We start from the raw sequence: 25,006 nt of genomic DNA on the forward strand, positions 1-25,006 counted from the left end.
GCTTTTGCCCTATATTTTGTAGCGTATTTTTAGTAAAATCCTTCTTTACCAATTACCGACAGAGTACTATGACCAAGTTTATATTTGTGACCGGTGGGGTAGTGTCCTCACTAGGAAAAGGTATTACCGCAGCCTCTCTTGCCGCAGTCCTTGAAGCACGTGGCGTGAGCGTGACGATGACCAAAATGGATCCGTATATTAACGTCGATCCAGGTACGATGAGTCCGTTCCAGCATGGCGAAGTGTTCGTCACCGAAGATGGCGCTGAGACGGATTTAGATTTGGGTTATTACGAGCGTTTTTTACGTCATTCTAAGATGAGTAAAAGTAATAACTTTACCAGTGGTCGTATCTATCAAAACGTTTTGAATAAAGAGCGCCGCGGTGAATATCTTGGCGGCACTGTGCAGGTTATCCCGCATATTACCGATGAGATTAAGAGCAAGATTCTTGCCAGTGGTGAAGGTTATGATATCGCTATTATCGAGATTGGCGGTACGGTTGGTGATATCGAGTCACTCCCTTTCATGGAAGCCGTACGCCAAATGCAAGTAGAGCTAGGTCGCAATCGCGCTATGCTAATGCATTTGACCCTAGTCCCTTATATTGCGAGTGCGGGTGAAACCAAAACCAAGCCTACCCAGCATTCAGTGAAAGAGCTGCGTTCTATTGGTTTACAGCCTGATGTCTTAATTTGCCGCTCTGATCATCACATCTCACAAGACAATCGCCGTAAGATTGCGCTATTTACCAATGTCGAAGAACGTGCGGTCATCATGTGTGAAGATGCACAAAGTATCTATCAAATACCGCGTACCCTTTATGAGCAAGATCTTGATGATTTGATTTGTGAGCGCTTTGGTTTGGATGTACCTGAAGCCGATTTGAGCGATTGGGACAAAGTCGTTGAAGCCCAGCTCAATCCTGAATCCACTGTTACCGTGGCAATGGTCGGCAAATATGTCGAGCTGCCTGATGCTTATAAGTCTATTAACGAAGCCTTATTACACGCAGGTATCACGCACAAGGCAGATGTGAAGATTGATTATATCGATGCTGAACGTTTAGAAGGTGACGATACCCTATTTGCACAGCTTAATAACGCCGATGCTATCTTAGTACCAGGCGGCTTTGGTGAACGCGGTACTATGGGTAAAATGAAAGCCATTACTTATGCTCGAGAAAACAACGTGCCATATTTAGGGATTTGCCTCGGTATGCAGTTGGCCGTCATTGAATACGCGCGTAATGTGATGAATATCGATGCCAACTCTTCTGAGTTTGATCGCAAGACGGCTGAGCCAATCATTGGTCTGATCACTGAATGGTTAGATGAGCGCGGTGAGTTGCAAATTCGTAGTGATGATTCAGACCTTGGTGGCACCATGCGTTTAGGCGCGCAGCAAGCCGAGCTGGTCGCAGGTAGCAAGCTGAGCCAAATCTATGGCGCTAGTAATATCACTGAGCGTCATCGCCATCGTTACGAGATGAACAATCGTTATATCGAGCCGTTAGAGCAAGCAGGTATGACTATATCAGGTTATTCTGCCAAGCAACATTTAGTCGAATCGGTTGAGATTAGCGATCATCCATGGTTCGTCGCGGTACAGTTCCACCCTGAATTTACCAGCTCGCCACGCGGTGGTCATCCACTGTTTAACAGCTTTGTAAAAGCCGCAAAAATCTATAGCGATACTAAATAATACTAAAAGCCTTGCTGTTTTAAAATGAATTTTTAACATAAATGAAAAGACTGATCTGCGGATTGGTCTTTTTTTTGACTGTTTATTTAGCCATTTTTTAATAGTTTTTTCTAGGGCGTGTCCTCAATTCAATTGATCATATCTAAACGGGCTAAAAATGGCTAAATTTTGCCAAACATCGTTAAATAGCTGGTTAATATCCCGATATTATCTGCGCTATTTTCCTTGTTTGACTGCAATTTATCTCATTTTTATCACCATTTTTAAAATGAGGACACGCCCTAGCAATAGCGGTTTGATTAAGTAATCTACAGTATCAGCGAGATGTAATTACGCTTGGATACTTTTATTCATTGGGCTATCGGTTACAATATGGGAGAGTAATATTAATAACAACAGTATATAACAATAATGAGGGTCACTACTTTATGGAAAATTTATTAACTGCACAATCGCATATAGAGCTTACGACGCCAAGTGGCAATACGATTAATATAGGCAACGACCAGCCATTTGTATTGTTCGGTGGCATGAATGTTTTAGAGTCCAAAGAATTGGCGTTCGAGATTGCCGAGCAGTATGTCGAGATTTGCCAGCGTTTGGGTATCGGCTATGTTTTTAAAGCCAGTTTCGATAAAGCCAACCGTTCAAGTCTGCATTCATATCGCGGCCCAGGTCTAGAGAAGGGTATCGATTGGCTGGGGCAAATTAAAGAAAAGTTCCAAGTGCCGATTATTACTGATGTGCATGAGCCGTATCAAGCCGCGCCCGTCGCTGAGGTTGCGGATATTATCCAGTTGCCAGCATTTTTGTCGCGTCAAACGGATTTGGTGCATGCGATGGCGAAGACCGATGCGATTATCAATATTAAAAAAGCCCAGTTTTTAGCCCCACATGAGATGCGTCACATCGTTAACAAGTGCCTTGAAGGTGGTAACGATAAGCTCATCCTTTGTGAGCGTGGTAGTGCCTTTGGTTATAATAATTTGGTCGTTGATATGCTAGGCTTCGATACCATGAAGCAGATGGATATACCGGTATTCTTTGATGTAACCCATAGTTTGCAGCAGCCGGGCGGTCGTAGTGATAGCGCCGGTGGACGCCGTGAGCAAATCACCACCCTTGCACGTGCAGGTATGGCGACAGGGTTGGCAGGGCTATTTTTGGAAGCGCATCCGAACCCAGAAACCGCAAAATGTGATGGTCCGTGTGCCTTAAGAACCAGTCAGTTAGAGCCGTTCTTACGTCAACTCAAGCAGATTGATGAGTTGGTCAAAGGCTTTGAAGTATTAGATACGCATTAATGCTATAAACGATAAGAGGGTAAGACAATGGCCATACAAATTGCACACGTCAGTATCGACAATATCGATGACGCGGAAGGTCTTGATAGCTTGATGACCGCGCTTAAGAATATTACAGGAGTCACTGAGATTGAGCTTGATCCTGCTAAGGACGTTGCTACCGTACGCTATGATGATACCGATACCAGTATCCATGCGTTAACTGCCGCGATTAGCATGGTCGATTATGTTACCCAGCCGTTTCCGATTGATTCACCGCAAAATCCACATCATCATGATTAGCGGTGAGGCACTTATAAAGAAAAAGTCGTTTAATAAAGTGCTTTCTTAAAGATATTAGCAGTCAAACTTGTTGTTCGCTTCAATTCGGCTTATGCTAGTGACATCCTGCATTTAAAGTGAATGTTATAAAAAACTATAAAAGCAGTTTATTTGACTTATAAAAATACTAGGGCGTGTCTTCATTTCAAAAATGGTGATAAAAATGAGATAAATTGCCGTTAAATAAGAAAAATAGCGCAGATAATATCGGGATATTAATCAGCTATTTGACGATGTTTGGCAAGATTTAGCCATTTTTAGCTCATTTAGATAACTATCGAGTGAATTGAAGACACGCCCTAATTAATAAAAATTCATTTACAAAAATAAGGAGCCTACCATGGCAAATCAAACACGTATTATTAAAATTGATGGCATGACTTGCGGTGGCTGTGTGGCAAGTGTCCATGCTGCTACTGGTGAGATTGATGGTTTAGATCTTATTACTGTTGATCTCACTGACAATCTAGCAACAGTTAGCTTCGATGATAGTAAGACCAGTGCAGAAGCTATTGCATCGGCTATCGAGGAAGCAGGCTTTGATGCCACCGTCGCTAACTCTTAAGATTTTTTTATTTATAAAAGAACCGGCTCTGATGGCTGGTTTTTTTAATGGCTAAAAAATAATGAGGCAGCAATAACTAACTGCTTTTTATGTATGTACCAATAGGTCTTGATGCGTTGAAACAATAGAAAAATTTGAATTATCGCTAATCATAACCATTTAATATTTATCCCAGTAGTTTTAGAAAACTGGTCTTCAAATACGCTTTTGCCTAAAAATTTTATCAAGTCGCTGAGTTTTTTTCGCGCAAACGAATGCCCAAATGTATAAACGCTATCATGCGCTTTAACGCAATAACGAGTTCTCTCTATGAATGACGCTACCCGTACCGCCACTGAGCAATCCTATGAAGTTGAGACTGATATTCAGTCCAATACAACGCTTGCACCGGAGCGTGCACACCTGCAGCTGGCCATTGATGGCATGACATGTCAGGCTTGTGCGTCTCGCATTGAAAAAGTCCTTAATAAGAAGCCGGCGGTCTATGAAGTCAACGTCAACTTCGCTGGCGAGACGGCTAACGTCGATTATGATCCAACGCAAACCACACCTGAGCAGGTAACAGAATGGGTGAATAAAACTGGTTTTGTGGCCAATTTGCAGGCCGCTGATAGTTTGTTTGCTAAGTCGGATGAAGATACCGCAACTGTTTATCCATGGCGCCTGATTGCGCTGTGGGTTTGTTTGCTACCGTTCTTGGTTGGTATGGCAGGCATGCTCGTTGGACAGGGTATGGCGTGGATGCCAGCAGTTTGGATTCAATTTATCCTAGCGACGATTGTACAGTTCGGATTTGCTTTACCGTTTTATAAAAGCGCTTGGGCATCCATCAAAGGTGGTCTTGCTAATATGGATGTGCTGGTCGTCATTGGTACGGTAACCATATGGGCGTACTCGACTTATCTATGGCTGACCCATGGCGATGGCACGTTAAACAGTCTATTGCAAAGTGGTCACGCTGGTGGTCATGGAACTGGCAATAGCCCTGCTGTGTATTTTGAAGCAGGCGTCATGGTCATTGCTTTTGTGCGAACGGGTAAATATCTAGAAGAGCGCACTAAAAAGCACAGCCTTAACAGTATCGATTTATTGTTGTCCTTAACGCCTGATGAAGTTGAACAGCAACAGCCAAATGGTGATTTTCATAATGTGGCTCTTAAAGATGTGCAAATTGATGATATTTTGCGTGCCAAACAAGGCAGCCGTGTTGCAACGGATGGGGTCGTTATCGATGGTAGCGGTTGGTGTGTGGAGAGTCATTTAACGGGTGAGTCGGTACCGCTCAAAAAAGAAGTAGGCGATGGTTTATTAGCAGGAGCACTGGTCGAAAACGGCAGTTTGCTTTATCGCGTCAGTGCTAAAGGTAGCGATACCAAGCTTGGCGACATGGTGCAAGCGCTCAGCGATGCGCAAGGCTCAAAAGCCAATTTAGCGCGCCTTGCTGATAGAGTAACGGCCATTTTTGTCCCAGTCGTCGTTGCCATTGCACTCATCACCTTTGGGCTAACGTGGTGGCTAACGGGAATGATTGATACTGCCTTAATGCATGCAGTATCGGTGTTGGTTATTGCTTGTCCTTGTGCCTTAGGTTTAGCCACACCAGCGGCCATTATGGCTGGTATGGGCGTCGCCGCGCGTCATGGCGTTTGGTTTAAAGATGCGCAAAGCTTAGAGGCGGCAGGTAATATCGATACGGTGGTGCTCGATAAAACGGGGACTTTGACCATTGGTAAGCCTACTATCGTCGATCAGGTGATGGTGGATAAATCGCTTGCTGTTGATGATGTGCTGCAAATAGCCGCCAGCGTTGAGGCGCACGCTAGCCATCCTTTAGCGACGGCATTGATTAACGCGGCTAGTGAACGCAACTTACCGTTAATGACTGTCACTGATATTAGCGTCATCAAAGGTGCAGGCATACAGGCAAACATCGAAGGGTTGGGACTGGTAAAAGTTGGTAGCGCAGAGTTTGCTAATTTGACGTTGCCGAAGCTGATGCCCAAGGTATGGCAAATTGCCAGTACCGTAGCGATTAGTATTAATGATGAGCCGCTTGGTGCTTTTGCCCTAGCGGACGATTTAAAAGCGGATACACCGCAAACAATTAAGGCGCTGCAAGATGCTGGCATCGATGTCATCTTGATGAGTGGTGATAAGCAGTCGGTCGTCGACCATGTGGCAGGGCAGCTGGGTATCGAGCAGGCTTATGGCAAAATGAGCCCACGCGACAAGGCGAGCCAAATTGCCCTATTGCAAACAGCGGGTCACAAAGTAGCGATGGCAGGCGATGGCGTCAACGATGCGCCAGCGATGGCAACCGCTGATGCCAGTTTTGCCATGTTTGAAGGTACGGATGTCGCCCAACATAGTGCCTCTGCACGCTTGATGGGTGAGTCGCTGATGCATATCGATGCGGCGCAAAAAATTGCGAATGCAACACTACGCAATATCAAACAAAATCTATTCTTTGCCTTTATTTATAATTGCCTTGGTATTCCGCTTGCTGCTTTTGGTTTTTTAAATCCTATGATTGCTGCCGCGGCGATGGCGCTGAGCTCTATTTCAGTATTAATGAATGCGCTACGTTTAACACGATTTAAAACCAAGGTTGAGCTCAGTAATACGGTATCTGGCTCACACACTGATAGCGAACGTTTAACAAAAGCATAGGTGTTGCTTTACTGCCAATAATAGCGCTCATAATACGATTTGATAACGGCTGATTATTGCTGACTATATCTGGTTTTATGCGCGCAAGTTGGTGTAAGATAAGGGAAGTTTGATAAAATTTATGCTATGATGCCAAGCACTATAGCTGAGGGTTAAAGTATTAAAAATACCTTTAATCCTGCTCAAAACTTACTGATCATATAGCTAAGTAAAGCTGGTTTGAGCATATGTGCTATACGATATTTTACTTTATCTTTTTTGTATTCTAGTTGCCGTTATTTATCCCACAAACTTGGCATGACCAAAGGAATTAACAGATATTATGTACGCTGAAGAAACCACCAACGTCGCCGCAATTAAAGACATTCGCGCCCGTGAGATTTTAGATTCGCGCGGTAACCCAACGATTGAAGCCGATGTCATCTTAGCTGATGGCACGATCGGTCGTGCTGCTGCCCCAAGTGGCGCCTCAACTGGCTCACGTGAGGCATTAGAGCTACGTGATGGCGACCAAAGTCGCTATGGGGGTAAAGGTGTCAAAAAAGCCGTTGCCAACGTTAATAGCCAGATCCGCAGTGCATTGATGGACAAAGATGTCACCGAGCAGCAAGGCATTGATGATGCTATGATTGCGCTCGATGGTACAGAAAACAAAGACAGCCTTGGCGCTAATGCCATGCTAGCAGTCTCTCTTGCAACTGCCAAAGCAGCTGCCAAGTCACAAAATCTGCCACTACATCAGTATATCGCTAACTTGCGCAATCAGACGTCATTGACGATGCCGGTACCGATGATGAACATCTTAAACGGTGGCGAGCACGCGGATAACACCGTTGATATTCAAGAGTTTATGATTGAGCCTGTTGGTTTTACTAGCTTCTCAGAAGCGCTGCGTGCCGGTACAGAGATTTTCCATAGCTTAAAATCTGTCCTCAAAGCACAAGGCTTGAATACGGCGGTTGGCGATGAAGGCGGCTTTGCCCCAAACTTGCGTAGCAATGAAGAAGCCATCACCGTTATCATGCAAGCGATTGAGCAAGTCGGCTATAAAGCAGGCGAAGACATTCATTTGGCGTTAGATTGCGCGGCCAGCGAATTCTACAAAGACGGTCAATATATCTTGGCAGGCGAGGGTAATAAATCCTTTGATAGCCAAGGCTTTTCAGACTATCTAGTAGGCTTGGCACGTCAATATCCTATTATCTCTATCGAAGACGGTCTTGATGAGTCTGATTGGGATGGTTGGAAGTATTTGACCGAGCAGATTGGTGATAAAGTCCAATTGGTTGGCGATGATTTGTTTGTGACCAATCCTGCTATCTTGCAAGAAGGGATTGATAAGCATATTGCCAATGCAATTTTGATCAAATTTAACCAAATCGGCACCTTGTCAGAAACGCTAGATGCGATTTATCTGGCGAAGAAAAACGGCTATGCAACGATTATCTCGCATCGTTCAGGTGAAACTGAAGATAGCACCATTGCAGACTTGGCAGTAGGTACAGCTGCTGGTCAGATTAAAACGGGCTCACTATGCCGTTCAGATCGCGTTGCGAAATACAATCAGTTATTACGTATTGAGCAGCAAGTACGAGCAAGCTACCGTGGCCGTGAAGAGTTTATCGGTCTACGTGGCTAATAAGCTGAGTAGCTAAGAATTTTAGTGTAGACTTAAGCGCTATATTGTCATTCACAGGATGATATAGCGCCTAATCAGTTAATCTAATTTTTTCGATTTTAATTATTATCTCTTTATCACTTGGCGTTAATACTTTATGAAATACTTTAGCCAATTTATCTTACTTGCTTTAGCGGTCGCTGTACTGTTAGGGCTGCAATACCAGTATTGGCTGGGTGAAAACGGTCAATTTGAGCATCATAAATTATTGACCCAGATTGAAGAACAACAGCGTTTAAATGACAATCAAGTAGCGGCAAATAACTTGCTGCGTACGGACGTTCATGATCTAAAAACCGGCCTTGAGGCAGTAGAAGAGCACGCGCGTTTAGATTTGGGCTTAATCAAGCCAAATGAGACTTTTGTACAAGTATCAACAGCGCCGACAACGCACAGCCGTTATTGATTGCTCTCAACCTCATAAAATGAATTTCTTCTATCACCTATAGTAGAGACATTATTGATCTTAGGGCGTGTTGAACATTCGACCATGGCACTGACAGAGACTATTTTTTAGGCGATTCAACGTTAAAAATCTTAAGTTTAGTCTTTCTAAACGTCTATTTTTAACACAGAAGCGGCAAAAAACAGTCCTGTCCCTACAGGCTGATGCTAAAATCGCCCCATACTGCGTTGCAAGTCTAGCTAAGGTATTAACATTATCGTCGACTTGCGCCTTGTATGAAACCATTTTAGCAATCAGCAGTGCCTATTTGTGAATGTTCAACACGCCCTAAAATCTTTTTTTTAAATCTAAACCTCTTTTTCACTTCCTCCCCGTCCTATCATCATGGAATCCAACCATGAGTATCAATCAAAACCACCTTATGAATACCACACCTAATATACACGCCATGATTGTCGCCGCTGGTCGCGGTAGTCGCTTCGGTGCGTCTATTGCTAAGCAATATACAATCTTGCAAGGGCAGACTTTGCTACAGCATAGCGTGGCACGGCTTGCGTCAAGTGCTTATATTGACAAGTGCTTATTGGTCATCGCAGCAGATGACAGCACAGCGCAGACGCTTGATTTTGCACTTCCTATATATTATGCCATTGGCGGCACTGAACGTTGGCAATCAGTACAGGCAGGGGTAGAGGCAATCAGTCATTCAGGTGCTGACGATTCAGATTTAGTGCTGATTCATGATGCCGCGCGCCCTGCCGTTCCCAGTAATGATATTAATCAAGTTATCGAGGCAGCGATGTCAGAGCCTTATGGTGCTATCTTAGCGACGCCAGTGGCTGATACGCTAAAAGAGTCATATGTCTATTCTACTGCTCAATCTGAGCTTGTTAATACATCGATAAATAGCAGCAGCTCACACTCTTATGCTAAACGCACTATCGACCGCAGTAATATGTGGCAAGCACAAACCCCACAAGTATTTCGCCTAGGTGAGTTGCAGCAAGTACTCGCACATGTCGCTAAGCATCAGCTAGATATTACCGATGAAGCAAGCGCGTTTGAACATCTAAATCTCCCTATACGTTTAGTGACTGGCAGTCGTCAAAACATAAAACTCACTTATCCAGACGACGCTACATTGCTAGCAGCGATTCTCAACGCTCAGTCCTAATCATTTCTTAAAGATATTTAAACAATCACTTAAAATTTTTGAGTGATTGCTTTACTGTACCTATTCATTTTAACGCGTAAGCCGTTAGCTATGGTCAGTGAAAAGTAATATCAATACATTAGGCACCGCTGATATCCATTTTTGTTCTTAAAAAGTAGCGTACTAGACAGCAAAAATATATCGTTATATGTCACATACTCAATATATATAATGCTAAATGATTGTTTAGTATACATAAGTAGTGTTATAAGATAATCATAGGTTGCTTTGATGACCAAACTAAACTATGTTGTAACCAACTTAATACAATTAATATAAATACTTATAAAATCAATAATGTATCAAGCCAATTTGACATCCTAATTGTCTTGTCTCTATGTGTTTTTCAAAAGTTAGTATGGTTGTCTTAGCTAAATTTACCTGATAATAGGGAGAAGCTGATTGTCAACAGTCAATAGTTCAACAAATCCAGTCACGACAGACCTCTGCCAACTTGTGTATTTGAGCCGCATTACGTCGACTGGTCTATCAAATGCCAGTACACTGAACGATATCGCAGAAGTCGCCAGCAAGCGTAACAAAACTGATAATATTACGGGTATTCTTTGCTACGGCAATGGTTATTTTTTACAGTGCGTAGAAGGTAGCGAACAAGCATTAACCAATCTCAAAAATCGCTTAGTAATGGACGATAGACATAAAGATCTAAACATTTTAGATTTTTCTGCGCTAGCAGAACGTCGTTTCGCTGGTTGGTCATTGCGCTCTATCACTCTTGAACGTTGGATGATTAAAGAGCCTAAGCTTAAAAGGTTTATGCCATTCAAGCCCTATGAGTGGAACACTGACGAATGGACGGAGTTTTTAGATATCTTGCAAGGTTACTATGAACAGCAGGTCAGAACAGGCGAGATCGACAGTCAGCCGATCCAATACAGCACCTTAGGTTTAACGCTAGGTAAAGTCGTTGGTCAGCACCAAGCCTTTTTCTTAATTCAGACGGTATTGGGTGCACTCATTATATTGGCACTTCTTTGGTTTGTGTTATCAGACAAGATTTTTTAGCTTGCCATAATTTTTAAGATATTATGGATAGACAGCTTATAAAAAAAGCCAGCTAAGATTGCTGGCTTTTTTGCGATAAAAATTTGATAAGGCACTTTTTTATCAGAAGATCAGCGCTCGAAATAGATAATCAAACAATTAATAAGTGGCTAGTCAGTGATACCGTATCCATGCCCGTCTATATTTGAGAGTGGAGAGGGTTGTAAGCTGGCAGCGTTAGTAGTGTAGTCATCTGAAATATTAAGAGAATATACAGAGATAAAAAAAGTCCAGTCACAATAGAATGTGACCGGACTTTTTGATGGTACGCTTATTAGTCTTATTTTATGCTTTACAGCAAAAGTGCTAATCAGTGACGCCAAATAGTGGCGTCCCCAGGGGGATTCGAACCCCCGTTACCGCCGTGAAAGGGCGGTGTCCTAGGCCTCTAGACGATGGGGACTAGTAACAACGCTTCAGCTGCTTTCACCATTTATGCTGAAGTGGTGCGTATTTTAATGGCGTCTGCGTTTGCTGTCAAGCCTTTTTCTTCGTCTTTTTAATATTAAGTATCTTTTTTTGAGTGCACGACTTGGATGTAGGTCATTACTCTTTAAATGGTGGCGAATCCATAAAGATGTGCAGCCACTAATGGTTAAGGCGAGCAGCATATAACCGATGATGGTGCCCCATAATTTAAGCTGTGGATCCATAATAAAGTCCCTCTTATTAAGCCTTAACAGCAGGGGCATTATCGATATCAATAACCTCAGCTATCAGGGCAGTGTGAGCGACTTAAACCATCTATAGGATATAAAGGTGTTGTTTGAGAGCAAAATAGTGGCAAGTAAGTGAGCTATTAATTCCTTTTAACAGCGCTACATGACATTGGCCCAAGTAGCCACCTTACTTATCATGGTATCAATCATATCCTTATTGATTGTGAAATCAAGATGTCAAAGTCATCAAGGTGTTGCAAAATTACTATCGTCAACTTTAGCAAACGATCAGTTATTACTGTAAAAATAACCTTTTATTGCGCGTCGTTATCTGTTAACTCTACTTTGCTTTGTTCGGTATGTAAAGCATTAGACAACATAGGATAGTGGTTAAGGATATGACAAAACAGCTCGGCTGTTTTTTGGGTATCATATAAGGCTGAATGGGCGTCTTTACCATCGAAGTCAAGACCTGCAGCTTTACAGGCGCGTGCCAATACTGTCTGACCGAAAGCAAGCGCGGCGAGGGTTACGGTATCAAAGACGGAAAAGTTATGGAAAGGGTTGTGGCTTTTACTGTTAGTACGTAGCACCGCTGCATTTAAAAACCCCAAGTCAAAGTGGGCGTTATGACCGACCAACACGCATTGACGGCAGTCTTCAGCGCGGCGCACTTCTTTTAAACCCTTAAAAATGCGGCGTAGTGCCGTTTTCTCATCTTCTGCAATGGCTTTCCGCATTGGGTTATTGGGGTCAATACCCGTAAAGGCGAGGGCACTTGGTTCTAAATTGGCACCTTCAAAAGGCTCAATATGGGCATTAAAAGCGTCACCGGGATAAAATACACCGTGCTCATTCAGCAAAATCGGAATACAAGCTATCTCTAATAAAGCATCGGTCTGCGAGTTAAAACCCGCGGTTTCGACATCGACCACGACAGGCATAAACTTACGAAAACGGTCTCTTAGACTCATCGGTGTTTGGGTGTCATTATCTGGCACCACTTTACTGTCGGTGTTGTTAGCGTCGACGCTACTAGTATCAATGTTATTAACGTTATCAGTGTTATCAGTCGCTAAGTCACTATTTGGATGACTATTAGCGACGTTATTTGATGGGTCGTCTGCAGGCAAGGTCGCATCGGTTTGAGTGGTCATATTAAGTTAAATCGCTTTTATCAGTCGTGCAGTGGTATTGAATTAAAAAATGAAATCAAGAACAAACTAAAATATCAGCCACACCGCTTGCCACAAGGGTATCACTGATACTTTAGAATAAACTAGGGTCTGTTAGCATTGAGCAAGCGTTACACTTTAAGAGACCAAGGCAACGTCTCACCAGCCATAAGCGGTGTCAGTGAGCTACCGTCAAAGTATGGGTAGTCTGCGGGTACTTGCATAGGTGTTTTGATGAGGGTAATTGTGCTGTCATTAACAGGCAGCCCATAGAACTGGGCACCGAAACGACTGGCAAAGCCTTCAAGTTTGTCTATTTTGCCCACACTATCAAAAGCGGTGGCATATAACGGTAGCGCAGTAGCGGCACTATAACAACCGGCACAGCCACACGCAGCCTCTTTTTTATCTGTGGCATGCGGAGCAGAATCAGTGCCTAAGAAAAATTTCGGATTGCCACTGGTAGCAACATCCAACAATACTCTTTGATGGCTTTCACGCTTTAAGATAGGCAAGCAATAAAAGTGCGGTTTGATGCCACCGACCAATAGATGGTTGCGGTTAAACATCAAATGCTGCGGCGTAATGGTAGCAGCGATATGGTTGCCTTGCGCCAAGACAAAGTCAGCGGCATCACTGGTGGTAATATGCTCTACCACAATCTTTAGTGTTGGGAATTTAACGATAATTTGTGCCAGTACCTCATCTAAAAAACGTTTTTCGCGATCAAAAATATCCACATGGTCTTGCGTCACTTCACCATGTAATAGCAGTGGTAGGTTGTGTTTTTCTAACGCTTCAAAGACATCTACGCAGGCGTTGATATCAGTGACACCATCCGCAGAGTTGGTGGTAGCACCAGCAGGGTAGAGCTTGACTGCTTGGACGATACCCGATTGTGCTGCCATTTCGATATCTTGTGCTGTCGTTCTGTCCGTTAAGTATAACGTCATACGCGGGTCAAATGCGGCTTGGCGCTCAGCAGATAAGTCACTGGCTTGTAGCTGCTGCATAATCCGTGCGCGATAGGCACGCGCATCGTCAACATTTTTGACAGGCGGCACTAGATTTGGCATACAAATAACACGGTTAAAGCTACTGGCTGAATGCGGTACAGTAGTAGCTAAGGCGCTGTCATCACGAAGGTGAATATGCCAATCATCTGGCTGAAGGATGGTCAATTCTGTAATCGAATCAGTCATAGTGTCGTCGCGCTCTATATCGTCGTATTGGGAATAATAGGGAATGATACTGTGTGGCTATAATAACAGATTTGTCAGTGCGACTAAATACGTGACGAGATAAGCGGCAAAATGTCTTTGCAGCATTCATGGGTTATTGTTCTTATCATCATGAGTGTGTATTTTTGGACAAATAATGCAGAGGGATGACAGAGGCATTGACAGCAAAAGCTAGTACCTTGTGGCAGTTACACTTTTGCCAATAGTAAATATGCTGTACACTGAGCAAGCAATATATCTTTTATTGATTTTATCTCATCATTCGCATTTTTACGTCTTATTAAATGTATTCGACAATAAATTCTCATAATAGGAGTTATTCATGGCTCAGCTTGATCCAAAAAATATTAATAAAATCGTACTGGCCTATTCAGGTGGTCTTGACACCTCAATCATCGCGAAGTGGCTACAAGTAACCTATGATGCCGAAGTGATTACCTTTACCGCTGATATCGGTCAGGGCGAAGAGGTGGAGCCGGCGCGTGCCAAAGCTAAAGCCATGGGTATCAAACATATCCATATCGAAGACTTGCGTGAAGAGTTCGCTCGTGATTACGTATTCCCAATGTTCCGTGCCAATGCCATTTATGAAGGCGAGTATCTGCTAGGTACTTCTATTGCGCGTCCACTCATTGCCAAGCGCTTGGTTGAAATCGCTAAAGAACATAACGCTGATGCCATCAGTCATGGCGCGACTGGTAAAGGTAACGACCAAGTACGTTTTGAGCTAGGTGCCGTTGCCTTGTCACCAGATGTAGTGACAATCGCACCTTGGCGTGAATGGGATTTATCGAGTCGTGAGAGCTTGATGGAATATGCCAAAGAGCATGATATTGCGATTGATTATGCGGGCAATAAGAAAAAATCTCCGTACTCAATGGATGCCAACTTGCTGCATATCTCTTATGAGGGCGGTATCCTAGAAGATCCGTATGCCGAAGCAGAAGACGACATGTGGCGCTGGTCAGTTAGCCCAGAACAAGCCCCTGACGAAGCACAGTATTTAGAGCTAGAATATGAGAAAGGCGACATCGTTGCGATTGATGGCGAAGCGCTCAAGCCTTATGAAGTAATGATTAAGCTCAACGAGATTGGTGGTAAGCATGGTATCGGTCGTTTAGATATCGTCGAAAATCGTTATGTCGGTATGAAGTCACGCGGCTGCTACGAGACGCCAGCGGGTACGATTATGCTAAAAGCGCATCGCGGTATTGAGTCGCTAACGCTAGACCGTGAAGCGGCACACCTAAAAGATGAGCTAATGCCTCGTTATGCCAAGACTATCTATAATGGTTACTGGTTTAGCCCTGAGCGTATGATGCTACAGGCATTAATTGACAAGTCACAAGAATATGTCAACGGCACCGTACGTGTGAAGCTGTATAAAGGCGCTGTGAGCGTCGTCGGTCGTAAGTCTGATGATTCATTGTTCGATGAAAAAATTGCCACTTTTGAAGATGATGCTGGTGCTTATGATCAAAAAGACGCAGAAGGTTTCATTCGTTTGAATGGCTTACGTCTAGCAATTGAAGCCAGCCGTGGTCGTGATTTATCAAAATAATACCAAACGCCAAAAAGACGATTAGCTGTGTCAAAATCGCTTAACCTACAATGCGTAGTATTTGCACTCTTTTTCCTTACTACTCTAATTTTTGTGCATGGTATAAGCTTTCTAGCTATTTATCGTTAGATAATAGTTAATTGAGCTGATAAATCACAAAAAAAGCAGAGACCTATATTGATAGTGTCTCTGCTTTTTTATGGATGATAGTGATTGGTGAAACTGTATCGCCAAAATACTCTAAAAACGCGACGGTATTGCTGATATCTATTCAGTTTTCGCTTTTTCTGTGCCACCAGCTGCTTCATCATCTACTATGACAATGGCCACATCTTGCTGCTGACGTTCCTCGCTGCGTTCTTGCGCTAAGACCTCTTCGGTTGCTGGAACGGCACCGTTAGATTTTTGCGTTTGGTATTTTAAAGTAGCCAGCGCCCCAAGCACACCAATGACCACAATAATGATAAGAATCACTGGGTTTTTCCAAAGTGGTGTGGCCGCATCATATTCAATCGGTTTTTCACTGGTAGTGGCCGGTGTATTGTCATTGTTCCCACCGATCAACCCTAAGCTAACCAGCGGCGGTTTTGGCGGGGTAGCAGGTTCCGAGGTAATACGTAGCCGATTACGTTGTAAATATATTTCTGAAATCTTGGCCAACTGCAATAGCCAGCGCTGATGCGGTAAGGTAACGGCAGTCATTTCTGCAAACATCAATAAATCATTGTGTCCACCTTGCTGAATGTTTTCAGTAGAGCGGCCAATCGCCTTTAAGTAATTGCCAGTAGCCAGCTGCATATCTTGTGCCGGCTCATAATTATCAGCTTTAAAATTATTCAGTTTGTACCAATAAGGATCGAAAGGTGGTGGCGTACTTAAGAGTTGCTCTGCATCTAACAACTCACATTCTGCACCATCTTCCGATACTATTTCTGTAGCGTCTGAAGACAAAGTGCTGCTTTTGTTATTATCAGTGTCGGCTAAGGTCGTAGGCATTATCTGGGTCTGGTCGGCGGCGAATCGATCTATCGACAAAAACTGTGGCTGCAATGCAAACCATTTATTAATTTCATCATTATCAAGCTGACTGTATTCCGCTAAAATAGCCAGCTCGCGCAGCACAATCACGCATAGCGATGTCAGTAAAATCTGCACTTGTGGCGTCGTAGCATCAATGCGGTTTGCAATGTACTCACTGGCCTTTATCACGCGAGCACTATCGTTAAATATGGCGTCTGCAGCATCGTGGCGATGGTATAACGTCGCACTGATGGTCGCAAAATTCATCGAGTTGTATTGCCTAAGCTCTTTGACAGCACTGCGTCCAAACAGCTTTTTGCTAACGACTTGACCTTGATAGCGCTGCTGATAAGCGAGAAGGGCACTAATAATGGCCTGCAAACTGCAATCAATTGCCAAGCGCGCTTGCGGCAAAGAAAGCTTGGCGGCATCAGCCAATAATGACACCATCGGCTGGGTATCTTGATATAGAAAATCATACATCGACACACGTGTCGGTGAAATAGTCGTCATAATCTGCTAGCATCAAAAAGTGTGCCCCTATATTACGGTGCCAAAAGCCTTGATACAATCCCTTAATAATAGAAAATCTCAATCATTTTGCTAATAATACTCCAAATGACAGCCGGAAGACCGCTATGACCAATAACGCAGACCTTGCTCCAAATACAGATATCGCTACGACGTTACTGATTAATATCGCTCAGCAGACCTTGACGGTATATCAGCAGAATAAAGAGCTCGCTCAATACTTAGTTTCTACCGCCAAAAATGGCATTGGCAGCCAACAAGACAGTGGCTGTACCCCGCTTGGCAAGCATGTTATCGCAGAAAAAATAGGCAGTAGCGCACCTCGTAATGCTGTGTTTGTCGGTCGTGTGCCTACAGGAGAAGTATATAGTGCCGACTTTGGGGCTCTACATCCTGAGCGTGATTGGATATTGAGCCGTATTTTATGGTTAAGCGGTGTTGAGGAAGGGGTTAATAAAGGTCGCAATAGCCAAGGTGGCTGCGATACTTATCAGCGTTATATTTATATTCATGGCACACCAGACAGCGAACCGATGGGCGCGCCTTACTCACATGGCTGCGTGCGTATGCGCAACCAAGATATTATCGAGTTGTTTGAACAAGTCGAAGAGGGTACACCCGTCACGATTGTAGCGAGTGAGAAAGACATCTTATAAACCCTTCAATGGTACTGTATTAATAAACAATGAAACCTAAAAAGATAGCCATAATGCATTGAGCTGTCTTTTCTAAGCGTTCATGTCGATATAAATATGTCTACCTAATGGTGACTACCAAAATATATCGTTATCTTTAACGTTAGCCAAGCGTTTATGATGGCGATTATAGTCATCACTTAGCCTAGCAGCAAACCAACCGGCGCCATACAAAGCATTGGTATCCACTGTGGATTTTTGCTGATAACGCTGTTGGTATTGATTATGATCTAGGTATCGCCCCAGTGCTTTTTGCGCTTTGATCAGACGTTTTAACCCGCGTTTATTTTTCTTTTTAGCCCCCTTTTTACGCAATAACGGCGTGGCAAATTCACTGATATAACGTGAGTTTTTTAGCTGATGGCGTAATTTATGCTGGGCTTGTTGCTTATCGTTGCTATATGAATCATAGCTTTTTAAATCATGGCTTTCTAAATCAGAGCCTTCTAAGTCAGAGCTATCTGGTTCAGCATTATTGATATCATCAAGATTTTGTATAGCTTTGAGCATTTTTTTATGCTGTTTGCTAAGTACTTTTACTATTTTATCACGGGCAAGCTTATCAGCTTTGGGCTCAAGGTTTGGGTCACTCATGGTAAAAGCTATTAGCTCGAGCAAAGTCAGCTGAAAGTCATTGGCTCGTACTGCATCGATAGGGTTAATCTTGACCGTATTCATATCTGTAGACCAATCAACCACAGGCGCGCCATGCTCTTGTAATTTCGGCTCGATATGGCTGGCAAGATAAGCAACCTCTTGATAATCAGCCAATAAGTTGGCGGTTTGTTTCAGTATCAGCGGCCAATCCGGGTTGATCTCATCAGAGAAGCTTGCAAAGGCTTTCAGCGTAGTAAGCAGGCGATGAATACCGATACGCAATTGTAGAACATGCGCATCATCTGTGCTGCCAGCGACGATAGCACTGCTGTTTGGCAGTATTTGTAGCAGACAGTTATGGACTGCCGCACGGACAAAGGCGGGCATGCTGCCGTCTTTTTTAACCATTAGCTGACTAAGATTAGCGCTAACTGCTGGGCTATGGGGCTGTCCTTGGATAAGTAGACCACCGCGCTCCGCTTTCGTCACGGTAGACAAGCAGAGTTTATAACGCTGACACCAGCTTTTTGCGGTGATAAATAAAAAATCTAAATCTCCTGAGATTAGCTCAAATTCGATCTCTTGAATGGCCTCTCGATGATTATCATCATTACCATGAATGATTTCGCCATAATCGTACGCCATCTCGATCATATTGTCGCCTTGCTCACTATCCTCTTCTACCAGCAAGCGCGTGGTACGCCGTACATCAGTGACATACTGACGATTAAGCTGCTGAGCCAGTTTTTTGAGGTTAAATACCGCCAATGCTGGTGCAATTGGCGTGCCCTGATAAATCGTTAAATCTGGCATGAGCTCATGCTTGTCGAGCATTGCTTGTACCTGCTCATTATTCAATACGGCATTGTGCTCTAAGCGCGCCGCAATACCATCACCACCTGCTTTGATGGTCTGTACCCAAGCATCGCCTTCTTTACGAATACGCAGACCAATACCCGCTTGCGCCAGTTGCTGATCAGGGGTATCAAAATAATGTGCGGCCAGTTGCAGTACTTGTGACGATTTGACTTGAGCTTGACGCATTAGACTTTTTAACCGTGCCTCCGGTACCAAAAATTTCAGCTCTATTTCTTGCATCGTATATTCCTAGTTGTTTGATAATTATAATCAACTTAATAACATCGTATGAAAGCTATCTCATAATCACAAGTGAAATTTTGACTGTTTGCGTGCGTTTTATCGCTAACAATATACTTTTGGCAAATAATCATTATAATCAGGGCAAGGAATTAAACAAAAGTAAGATAAAAATGGAGTTGCAGCGATGAAAACGAGATTAAAGAAGACAAGGGCTTTTTCTGTCAGGCAAACCTTTAAACCAAACACGTCAGCATCGGATTACAGTGATTCTATCTACAAAACTGCTAACTGGCTTAAAGTATGTAGCGTTATAGCCTTGACTACTATTGTCGCTAGTGGCTGCAGTCCACAAAATGAGGAGTATGAATCAGAACAGAGTAGCGCTGAGACTGAATATGTGACGACGGAACAAGCGGTTGAAGAGATAACAGATCAGGGTGCTGATATATCAGATACCAATAATAAAGACTCGCTTAAGTTACAAGTAGAAAACCTATCCAATGATAGTGAGCAGACCCTTAATAGCCAAGCGGCTGATATCAAAATAGCAGGGAAGACATTACTGATTACGGCGGCAGCTGACTTCAAAGTAGAGGATGTGGTTGAGAGCAGTAGCGCTATTGAGAATCTGACCTATCAGCAAAGCGGTTATGTGGCATCAAGTCATATTAGCAATCGGGAGCGTGATAGTCGTGGTTTTGTGCAAGGGGATAAAAATGTTGTTTTGACGACTTATTATCGACAAGCTGAGATGACCGTACGTATCCCTAGACAAAACGTGAACAAGTTCCTAAAACAAGTGCAGCAGCAAGTGGCTTTTTTGAATGAACAGGAATTCTCGGCTCAAGATGTCACTTTGGATATATATCGCGAGCAACTGGCAAGTAAGCTCAATAGTGATATGGCAAAGGATCTCAGTCAAGAGCGGCTTAATAGCAAAAATGACAAAGATCAAACCAGTAATGTCGATACGATCACCGCCACCTATGCTGCGCGGCAACAGCAGGAATATGCGCAGTTAGAGCAAATGAATATTACGGATAGAGTGAAATACAGTACGATCAACCTAACCTTTACACAACCAGATATCAGTTATAAAGAAACGACGCAGAATATAGATCTGCTGATAGAGGCTGAACGCCCAAGCTTTAGCGCACAAGTGAGTCAGGCATTCAAACAAGGTTGGGAGATGTTAAGAGAAGTCGCTATTACTTTGATTAGACTGTGGTGGCTTGTCGTACTGCTAGCAGTATTTTATGGGGTCTATAGACTCATAAAAATGCTGTATCGCAAATTTCGTAGAAGTACTAGGCGTATGAACCACGCCAAGCTCAACGCAAAACGTAGGTCTGAGATAAAAACCAAGGGCAATAGTCATATTGATGACCGCCATTCTAATGACTGAAGCATTTTGTCTATTGGACGCTAATTTTTAAATATTTTTCAATGCAATCAGTTTGTGATGGCATTTTTATAATTGAGTAGGGCGTGTCCTCACTTTTAGGTACTTTGTTCAGATTGAGGACACGTCCTAAATCTGCTCATAAAAAAGCCGCCCTACATAGTGTAGGGCGGCTTTTCTTGTAACCTTTACTTATAAAAAGTATTTATAAAGTGTCGGTGATTAGAACTGGTTCATCGTGTTCTTGCCGCCGCCAGCTTTAAGGGCATTGTCACCAGAGAAGATCTCTTTGTGGTCATCGCCAAGGTCAGAACCGGCCATTGCTTGGTGCTTAACACAAGCGATGCCTTCACGGATTTCTTTACGTTGTACGCCAGCTGCATAAGCAAGCATACCGTCTTCACCGAAATAGCCTTTAGCAAGCTCATGCACGCTAAGTGCCGTGGTGTGGTAAGTCGGTAGCGTGATTAAGTGATGGAATACACCCGCTTCACGTGATGCATCACGTTGGAAGTTTTTAGCAGCGATATCAGCTGCTTCATCAAGCTCAGTACCGTCATAATCAGCGCTCATCAAGTCATCTTTATTGTACTTAGAGATGTCTTTGCCTTCTTCTTCCCACTGAGCGATTACTTGTTTACGGAAGTTAAGCGTCCAGTTGAATGATGGGCTGTTGTTGTATACAAGCTTCGCTTTAGGCTGCTCTTCTTTGATACGATCAACCATCATTTTGATGTGTTCTACGTCTGGAGTCGGTGTTTCGATCCATAATAGGTCAGCACCATTTTCTAGAGCAGTAACACAGTCAAGGACAACGCGATCGATGTTCGTATCTTCACGGAACTGATATAGACCATTGGCTAGACGTACTGGACGAACTAATTTGCCGTTGTGCTTAAGCAAGCTGTCGTTTTCGTTGGCGTTCTCTAGCGTCACTTCTTCCATTTCGATGAAGTCGATGTATTTAGAAGCTAAATCGCCTGGCTCATTTGATACTGGGATTTTTTGCGTTAGTGATGCGCCTTCAGAGTCAGTACGAGCAACGATGATGCCGTCTTCAACACCAAGCTCTAAGAATGCATAACGAATCGCATTTAGTTTAGAGATGAAGTCTTCATGCGGTACAGTTACTTTACCCGCTTGGTGACCACATTGCTTAGCATCAGATACTTGGTTTTCAACCTGAATAGCACAAGCACCCGCTTCGATCATTTGCTTGGTTAGCAAGTAAGTCGCTTCTTCGTTACCGAAACCTGCATCGATGTCAGCAATGATTGGCACAACATGCGAATCAAAGTTTTCGATTTTTTCTAGGATAGCTGAGGTGTCTTGACCGGCTTCTTCTGCAGCGTTTAGCTCACGGAAATAATCGTTTAGTACTTTAGCATCGGCTTGGCGCAAGAAGGTGTAGATCTCTGCAATTAGCTTAGGTACAGAGGTTTTTTCGTGCATAGATTGGTCAGGAAGAGGACCAAACTCAGAGCGAAGGGCTGCAACCATCCAACCTGATAGGTAGATGTAAGTTTTTGACGTGGTACCAAAGTATTTTTTCTTAGCATACATGGTTTGCTGGGCAACAAAACCATGCCAAGCACCTAAAGACTGCGTGTACTGAGAAGTATCATTGTCATACTCTTCCATATCTTGACGCATGATTTTTGCAGTATACTTTGCAATATCCAAACCTGTTTTGAAGCGGTTTTGTGCCATCATACGTGCTGCATCGGTTTCGCTGATATTTTGCCAGTTACCGTGCTTTTGCTTTAATTCACGTACTAAATCGATCGCTGATTTATAAACAGTTGACATCTATAGTCTCCTTGGTGGGGTGTAAAAACGAGAAAAATTAAGTGATAAATTGATCACGACTGTCTGTTATTGAGAGATACAAAATAAGATTTTTATTAAGGTTCTCGACATCTAATAAATATAGACATAACGAAAAGGAATGAATGGTTATATCAGCTAAAAATAAATGTATATTGAACCCAGCCCTACTTACCCTAAACAAACCTATCTATAAACACAAGAGATTTGCTGAACTCAGCAGTTAACAAATTGTCTAATACATAGTGATAGCGTGACGCTCATTCAGTATGTTTTGTGTGCTACCTAAACAATTATAGCGCTGTGGTTTTATAATTGGCGATGAGAGGTGTTACAATAATCATTGAGGCAATCAGCTAAAAAATATCACTGGCAAAAAATTTATTTAAATCGATTGCTAGGCAGTTGATTAGGTTTTGCTATCGATACGGACCATTAAAATATTATGTTGGTCGGTAAGCTTATAATCAGCGTCTCAGCCTACGGTTTATTGTTTGCGTGACGGCTTGTCTGTGTCACTCACTATAACTGCCTTACCAAGATTTATCTAATTTATGATAGTTATCTTGGGTATTTTATTTGGTTATAATATATAAAAAACAATGTCTTATGATGGCTAGTTTGCGTTATAATTAGCTGATTATAGGAACCCCTAGACAAAAAAATAGTAATATTATGCAGTTATAGACGATAAATATTTATGACAGCACTAAAAATACCAATATTTATAGTGGTATTTATTCTAAGGCAAAGAGAAATACATATGAATTTGCAGCGGGTTGATTTGAATTTATTGGTACATTTAGATGTGTTGTTGCGAGAAAAAAATGTGACACGTGCAGCTGAACAGCTTGGCATTACCCAACCGGCGATGAGTAATATTCTAAGGCGCTTACGTAAGCTGTTTAATGACCCACTATTAGTACGCTCATCAGAGGGCATGACCCCAACTGAGCGCGCCCTTGAGTTGCAGCCACGTATTCGCGAGATATTGGCTGACCTCACGCAAGTGTTAGAGCCACGTACCGAGTTTCGCCCTTATAGTACCTCACGCGTCTTTCGCATTATGACTTCAGATTATGCCGAGGCGACCTTAGTACCCAAGCTAGTAAAAGCGCTACGTTCCGAAGCGCCCAACGTCATTTTGGATTTCTTGACGCCATCCGATGTCTCCTATCGCGATATGGAGCAGGGACGGGTGGACTTGGCGATCAACCGCTTTAATGAAATACCGCAAAGCTTCCATCAAGTACTCGTATGGCGCGATACGTTTAGTTGCTTGCTGTCGTCAGAAAGCCCCTATGCCAACCGTTTCAATCTAAAAAACTATCTAAAAGCCCAGCATGTTTGGGTGTCCAAGACAGGCATGGGCGTGGGATTTGGGGTCAATCCAGAAAAATCTGGCGGCCTAGGCTCAATTGATCAAGCACTGCAACGTTTGGGTCAAAAACGCCAAATCAGCGTCTTTACGCGTCACTATCAGATGCCGGCGATGCTCGCCGCCAATAAAGATTTGATTGCGACATTGCCGACGCGGGTGGCAAAAATGCAGGCCAATAACGACAGTATAAAAATGGAAGAGCCACCATTTTTTATTCCTGAATTTGAGCTAACGATGGCGTGGTCGCCTTTATTGCAGCATCACCCAGCCCATCGTTGGTTGCGCCAGCTCATTATGCATGTAGCGCGTCAAATCGTTGACGAGGAAGAGAATCCTCCTCAAGATATCCCTATTATCAATCATTTGTTCTAACAAAATGTGAATAACATAAGTATCGCTTAAACAATCGATAAAACCAGCCCATATATCATGTGCTGGTTTTTTATTTGCTTGATTTATTATCAAAGATTTCATAAATATATAGTCAGTGAAAAGTTATATCAATATCAGCAATACCGTCACGTTTTTGGGATATTTTGACTATAAGCAGTTATATATTAGGGCGTGTTGAACATTCACAAATAGTCTCTGTCAGTGCCATGGTCGAATGTTCAACACGCCCTAAATAGTTTTGATAAATATGCTAATAATCTGCCAAATATGTATTTAACAACGAATGAGTCACACTCTTAACATCTTAAGCACACTTCTTTATATCTTGTAAAACTTCAAAGCAAATGATTTGTTATGATAGCTCTACATTAAGAAAAAAGACAACTAGAGTATCAATTGTTAAGACAGACGACACTATCGAAGCTTTTTAAAGTTTTGATTAAGTGCAACTCTAAATTAGCATTAGCTAACTAGCATTAACTAAGAACAACAAATAAA

General features: G+C 42.9%; 18 protein-coding genes and 1 tRNA gene. 13 read left to right on the forward strand and 6 right to left on the reverse strand.

The features are described 5' to 3' along the window. Positions 1 to 68: 68 nt before the first annotated feature. From AAEY79_RS03060 to AAEY79_RS03100, 9 genes are all read left to right on the forward strand, one after another. Positions 69 to 1,703: a CTP synthase gene (locus AAEY79_RS03060; protein WP_352287195.1), complete on the forward strand. Its 1,635-nt coding sequence runs from the start codon at positions 69 to 71 to the stop codon at positions 1,701 to 1,703. A 428-nt stretch (positions 1,704 to 2,131) separates the two neighbouring features. After that, complete coding sequence (gene kdsA, locus AAEY79_RS03065; RefSeq protein ID WP_201566154.1) at positions 2,132 to 3,007, forward strand: 3-deoxy-8-phosphooctulonate synthase; 876 nt, start codon at positions 2,132 to 2,134, stop codon at positions 3,005 to 3,007. Positions 3,008 to 3,034: 27 nt separating this feature from the next. Continuing rightward, complete coding sequence (locus AAEY79_RS03070) at positions 3,035 to 3,289, forward strand: heavy-metal-associated domain-containing protein (RefSeq protein WP_025651349.1); 255 nt, start codon at positions 3,035 to 3,037, stop codon at positions 3,287 to 3,289. A gap of 379 nt (positions 3,290 to 3,668) precedes the next feature. Further along, the gene (locus AAEY79_RS03075; protein ID WP_025651350.1) at positions 3,669 to 3,893 is read left to right on the forward strand and encodes a heavy-metal-associated domain-containing protein; all 225 of its coding nucleotides are present in this window, start codon (positions 3,669 to 3,671) and stop codon (positions 3,891 to 3,893) included. 309 nt (positions 3,894 to 4,202) lie between these two features. Then, on the forward strand, positions 4,203 to 6,563 hold the full coding sequence (locus tag AAEY79_RS03080; RefSeq protein WP_352287198.1) for a cation-translocating P-type ATPase: 2,361 nt from the start codon (positions 4,203 to 4,205) through the stop codon (positions 6,561 to 6,563). Between the two features lie 322 nt (positions 6,564 to 6,885). Then, positions 6,886 to 8,202, forward strand: coding sequence for a phosphopyruvate hydratase (gene eno, locus AAEY79_RS03085; RefSeq protein ID WP_201566152.1), 1,317 nt, complete (start codon positions 6,886 to 6,888; stop codon positions 8,200 to 8,202). A 136-nt stretch (positions 8,203 to 8,338) separates the two neighbouring features. Then, on the forward strand, positions 8,339 to 8,647 hold the full coding sequence (locus AAEY79_RS03090; RefSeq protein ID WP_068407112.1) for a septum formation initiator family protein: 309 nt from the start codon (positions 8,339 to 8,341) through the stop codon (positions 8,645 to 8,647). 397 nt (positions 8,648 to 9,044) lie between these two features. Next, on the forward strand, positions 9,045 to 9,821 hold the full coding sequence (gene ispD / locus AAEY79_RS03095; protein WP_051395118.1) for a 2-C-methyl-D-erythritol 4-phosphate cytidylyltransferase: 777 nt from the start codon (positions 9,045 to 9,047) through the stop codon (positions 9,819 to 9,821). Between the two features lie 441 nt (positions 9,822 to 10,262). Further along, entirely contained in the window at positions 10,263 to 10,886 is a 624-nt protein-coding gene (locus AAEY79_RS03100; protein WP_025651355.1) for a BLUF domain-containing protein, read from the forward strand. 366 nt (positions 10,887 to 11,252) lie between these two features. Here AAEY79_RS03100 and AAEY79_RS03105 read toward each other — a convergent pair. The 3 genes from AAEY79_RS03105 to pyrC all read right to left on the reverse strand — a co-directional run bounded on the left by AAEY79_RS03105 (position 11,253) and on the right by pyrC (position 13,961). Further along, positions 11,253 to 11,328 (reverse strand) — tRNA-Glu (locus AAEY79_RS03105). Positions 11,329 to 11,898: 570 nt separating this feature from the next. Then, entirely contained in the window at positions 11,899 to 12,558 is a 660-nt protein-coding gene (rnt, locus tag AAEY79_RS03110; protein WP_037025694.1) for a ribonuclease T, read from the reverse strand. A gap of 332 nt (positions 12,559 to 12,890) precedes the next feature. Further along, a complete protein-coding gene (gene pyrC, locus AAEY79_RS03115) occupies positions 12,891 to 13,961 on the reverse strand; it encodes a dihydroorotase (RefSeq protein ID WP_025651357.1) in 1,071 nt (356 codons plus the stop codon). A 361-nt stretch (positions 13,962 to 14,322) separates the two neighbouring features. Here pyrC and AAEY79_RS03120 point away from each other — a divergent pair, with 361 nt between their 5' ends. Continuing rightward, the gene (locus AAEY79_RS03120) at positions 14,323 to 15,561 is read left to right on the forward strand and encodes an argininosuccinate synthase (protein ID WP_025651358.1); all 1,239 of its coding nucleotides are present in this window, start codon (positions 14,323 to 14,325) and stop codon (positions 15,559 to 15,561) included. Positions 15,562 to 15,828: 267 nt separating this feature from the next. On the opposite strand, the gene AAEY79_RS03125 is transcribed toward AAEY79_RS03120, so the two are convergent. Continuing rightward, a complete protein-coding gene (locus AAEY79_RS03125) occupies positions 15,829 to 17,094 on the reverse strand; it encodes a hypothetical protein (protein ID WP_025651359.1) in 1,266 nt (421 codons plus the stop codon). Between the two features lie 125 nt (positions 17,095 to 17,219). Here AAEY79_RS03125 and AAEY79_RS03130 point away from each other — a divergent pair, with 125 nt between their 5' ends. After that, positions 17,220 to 17,768, forward strand: coding sequence for a L,D-transpeptidase (locus tag AAEY79_RS03130; RefSeq protein WP_025651360.1), 549 nt, complete (start codon positions 17,220 to 17,222; stop codon positions 17,766 to 17,768). A 114-nt stretch (positions 17,769 to 17,882) separates the two neighbouring features. Here the strand turns inward: AAEY79_RS03130 and AAEY79_RS03135 are convergent, their stop codons facing one another. Beyond that, the gene (locus AAEY79_RS03135) at positions 17,883 to 19,502 is read right to left on the reverse strand and encodes a CYTH and CHAD domain-containing protein (protein WP_201565770.1); all 1,620 of its coding nucleotides are present in this window, start codon (positions 19,500 to 19,502) and stop codon (positions 17,883 to 17,885) included. 319 nt (positions 19,503 to 19,821) lie between these two features. Here AAEY79_RS03135 and AAEY79_RS03140 point away from each other — a divergent pair, with 319 nt between their 5' ends. Then, a complete protein-coding gene (locus AAEY79_RS03140; RefSeq protein WP_173239933.1) occupies positions 19,822 to 20,910 on the forward strand; it encodes a DUF4349 domain-containing protein in 1,089 nt (362 codons plus the stop codon). Positions 20,911 to 21,129: 219 nt separating this feature from the next. On the opposite strand, the gene AAEY79_RS03145 is transcribed toward AAEY79_RS03140, so the two are convergent. Continuing rightward, positions 21,130 to 22,716, reverse strand: a complete 1,587-nt coding sequence (locus AAEY79_RS03145) for an isocitrate lyase (protein ID WP_025651363.1) — start codon at positions 22,714 to 22,716, stop codon at positions 21,130 to 21,132. Positions 22,717 to 23,497: 781 nt separating this feature from the next. Here AAEY79_RS03145 and AAEY79_RS03150 point away from each other — a divergent pair. Then, positions 23,498 to 24,487, forward strand: coding sequence for a LysR family transcriptional regulator (locus tag AAEY79_RS03150; RefSeq protein ID WP_025651364.1), 990 nt, complete (start codon positions 23,498 to 23,500; stop codon positions 24,485 to 24,487). The last annotated feature ends 519 nt before the right edge of the window (positions 24,488 to 25,006 follow it).

It is taken from the genome of Psychrobacter sp. GW64-MNA-CIBAN-0177, from assembly GCF_040309585.1.
GTDB classification, from domain to species: domain Bacteria; phylum Pseudomonadota; class Gammaproteobacteria; order Pseudomonadales; family Moraxellaceae; genus Psychrobacter; species Psychrobacter okhotskensis.

Excerpts from the sequence above, each read along its gene's own strand:
- AAEY79_RS03125 (WP_025651359.1), bottom strand. The coding sequence starts at position 17,094 with ATGACGACTATTTCACCGACACGTGTGTCGATGTATGATTTTCTATAT.
- AAEY79_RS03130 (WP_025651360.1), top strand. The coding sequence starts at position 17,220 with ATGACCAATAACGCAGACCTTGCTCCAAATACAGATATCGCTACGACG.
- AAEY79_RS03080 (WP_352287198.1), top strand. The coding sequence starts at position 4,203 with ATGAATGACGCTACCCGTACCGCCACTGAGCAATCCTATGAAGTTGAG.
- rnt (WP_037025694.1), bottom strand. The coding sequence starts at position 12,558 with ATGAGTCTAAGAGACCGTTTTCGTAAGTTTATGCCTGTCGTGGTCGAT.
- AAEY79_RS03090 (WP_068407112.1), top strand. The coding sequence starts at position 8,339 with ATGAAATACTTTAGCCAATTTATCTTACTTGCTTTAGCGGTCGCTGTA.
- pyrC (WP_025651357.1), bottom strand. The coding sequence starts at position 13,961 with ATGACTGATTCGATTACAGAATTGACCATCCTTCAGCCAGATGATTGG.
- AAEY79_RS03135 (WP_201565770.1), bottom strand. The coding sequence starts at position 19,502 with ATGCAAGAAATAGAGCTGAAATTTTTGGTACCGGAGGCACGGTTAAAA.
- AAEY79_RS03060 (WP_352287195.1), top strand. The coding sequence starts at position 69 with ATGACCAAGTTTATATTTGTGACCGGTGGGGTAGTGTCCTCACTAGGA.
- kdsA (WP_201566154.1), top strand. The coding sequence starts at position 2,132 with ATGGAAAATTTATTAACTGCACAATCGCATATAGAGCTTACGACGCCA.
- AAEY79_RS03150 (WP_025651364.1), top strand. The coding sequence starts at position 23,498 with ATGAATTTGCAGCGGGTTGATTTGAATTTATTGGTACATTTAGATGTG.
- AAEY79_RS03070 (WP_025651349.1), top strand. The coding sequence starts at position 3,035 with ATGGCCATACAAATTGCACACGTCAGTATCGACAATATCGATGACGCG.
- ispD (WP_051395118.1), top strand. The coding sequence starts at position 9,045 with ATGAGTATCAATCAAAACCACCTTATGAATACCACACCTAATATACAC.
- AAEY79_RS03120 (WP_025651358.1), top strand. The coding sequence starts at position 14,323 with ATGGCTCAGCTTGATCCAAAAAATATTAATAAAATCGTACTGGCCTAT.
- eno (WP_201566152.1), top strand. The coding sequence starts at position 6,886 with ATGTACGCTGAAGAAACCACCAACGTCGCCGCAATTAAAGACATTCGC.
- AAEY79_RS03145 (WP_025651363.1), bottom strand. The coding sequence starts at position 22,716 with ATGTCAACTGTTTATAAATCAGCGATCGATTTAGTACGTGAATTAAAG.
- AAEY79_RS03075 (WP_025651350.1), top strand. The coding sequence starts at position 3,669 with ATGGCAAATCAAACACGTATTATTAAAATTGATGGCATGACTTGCGGT.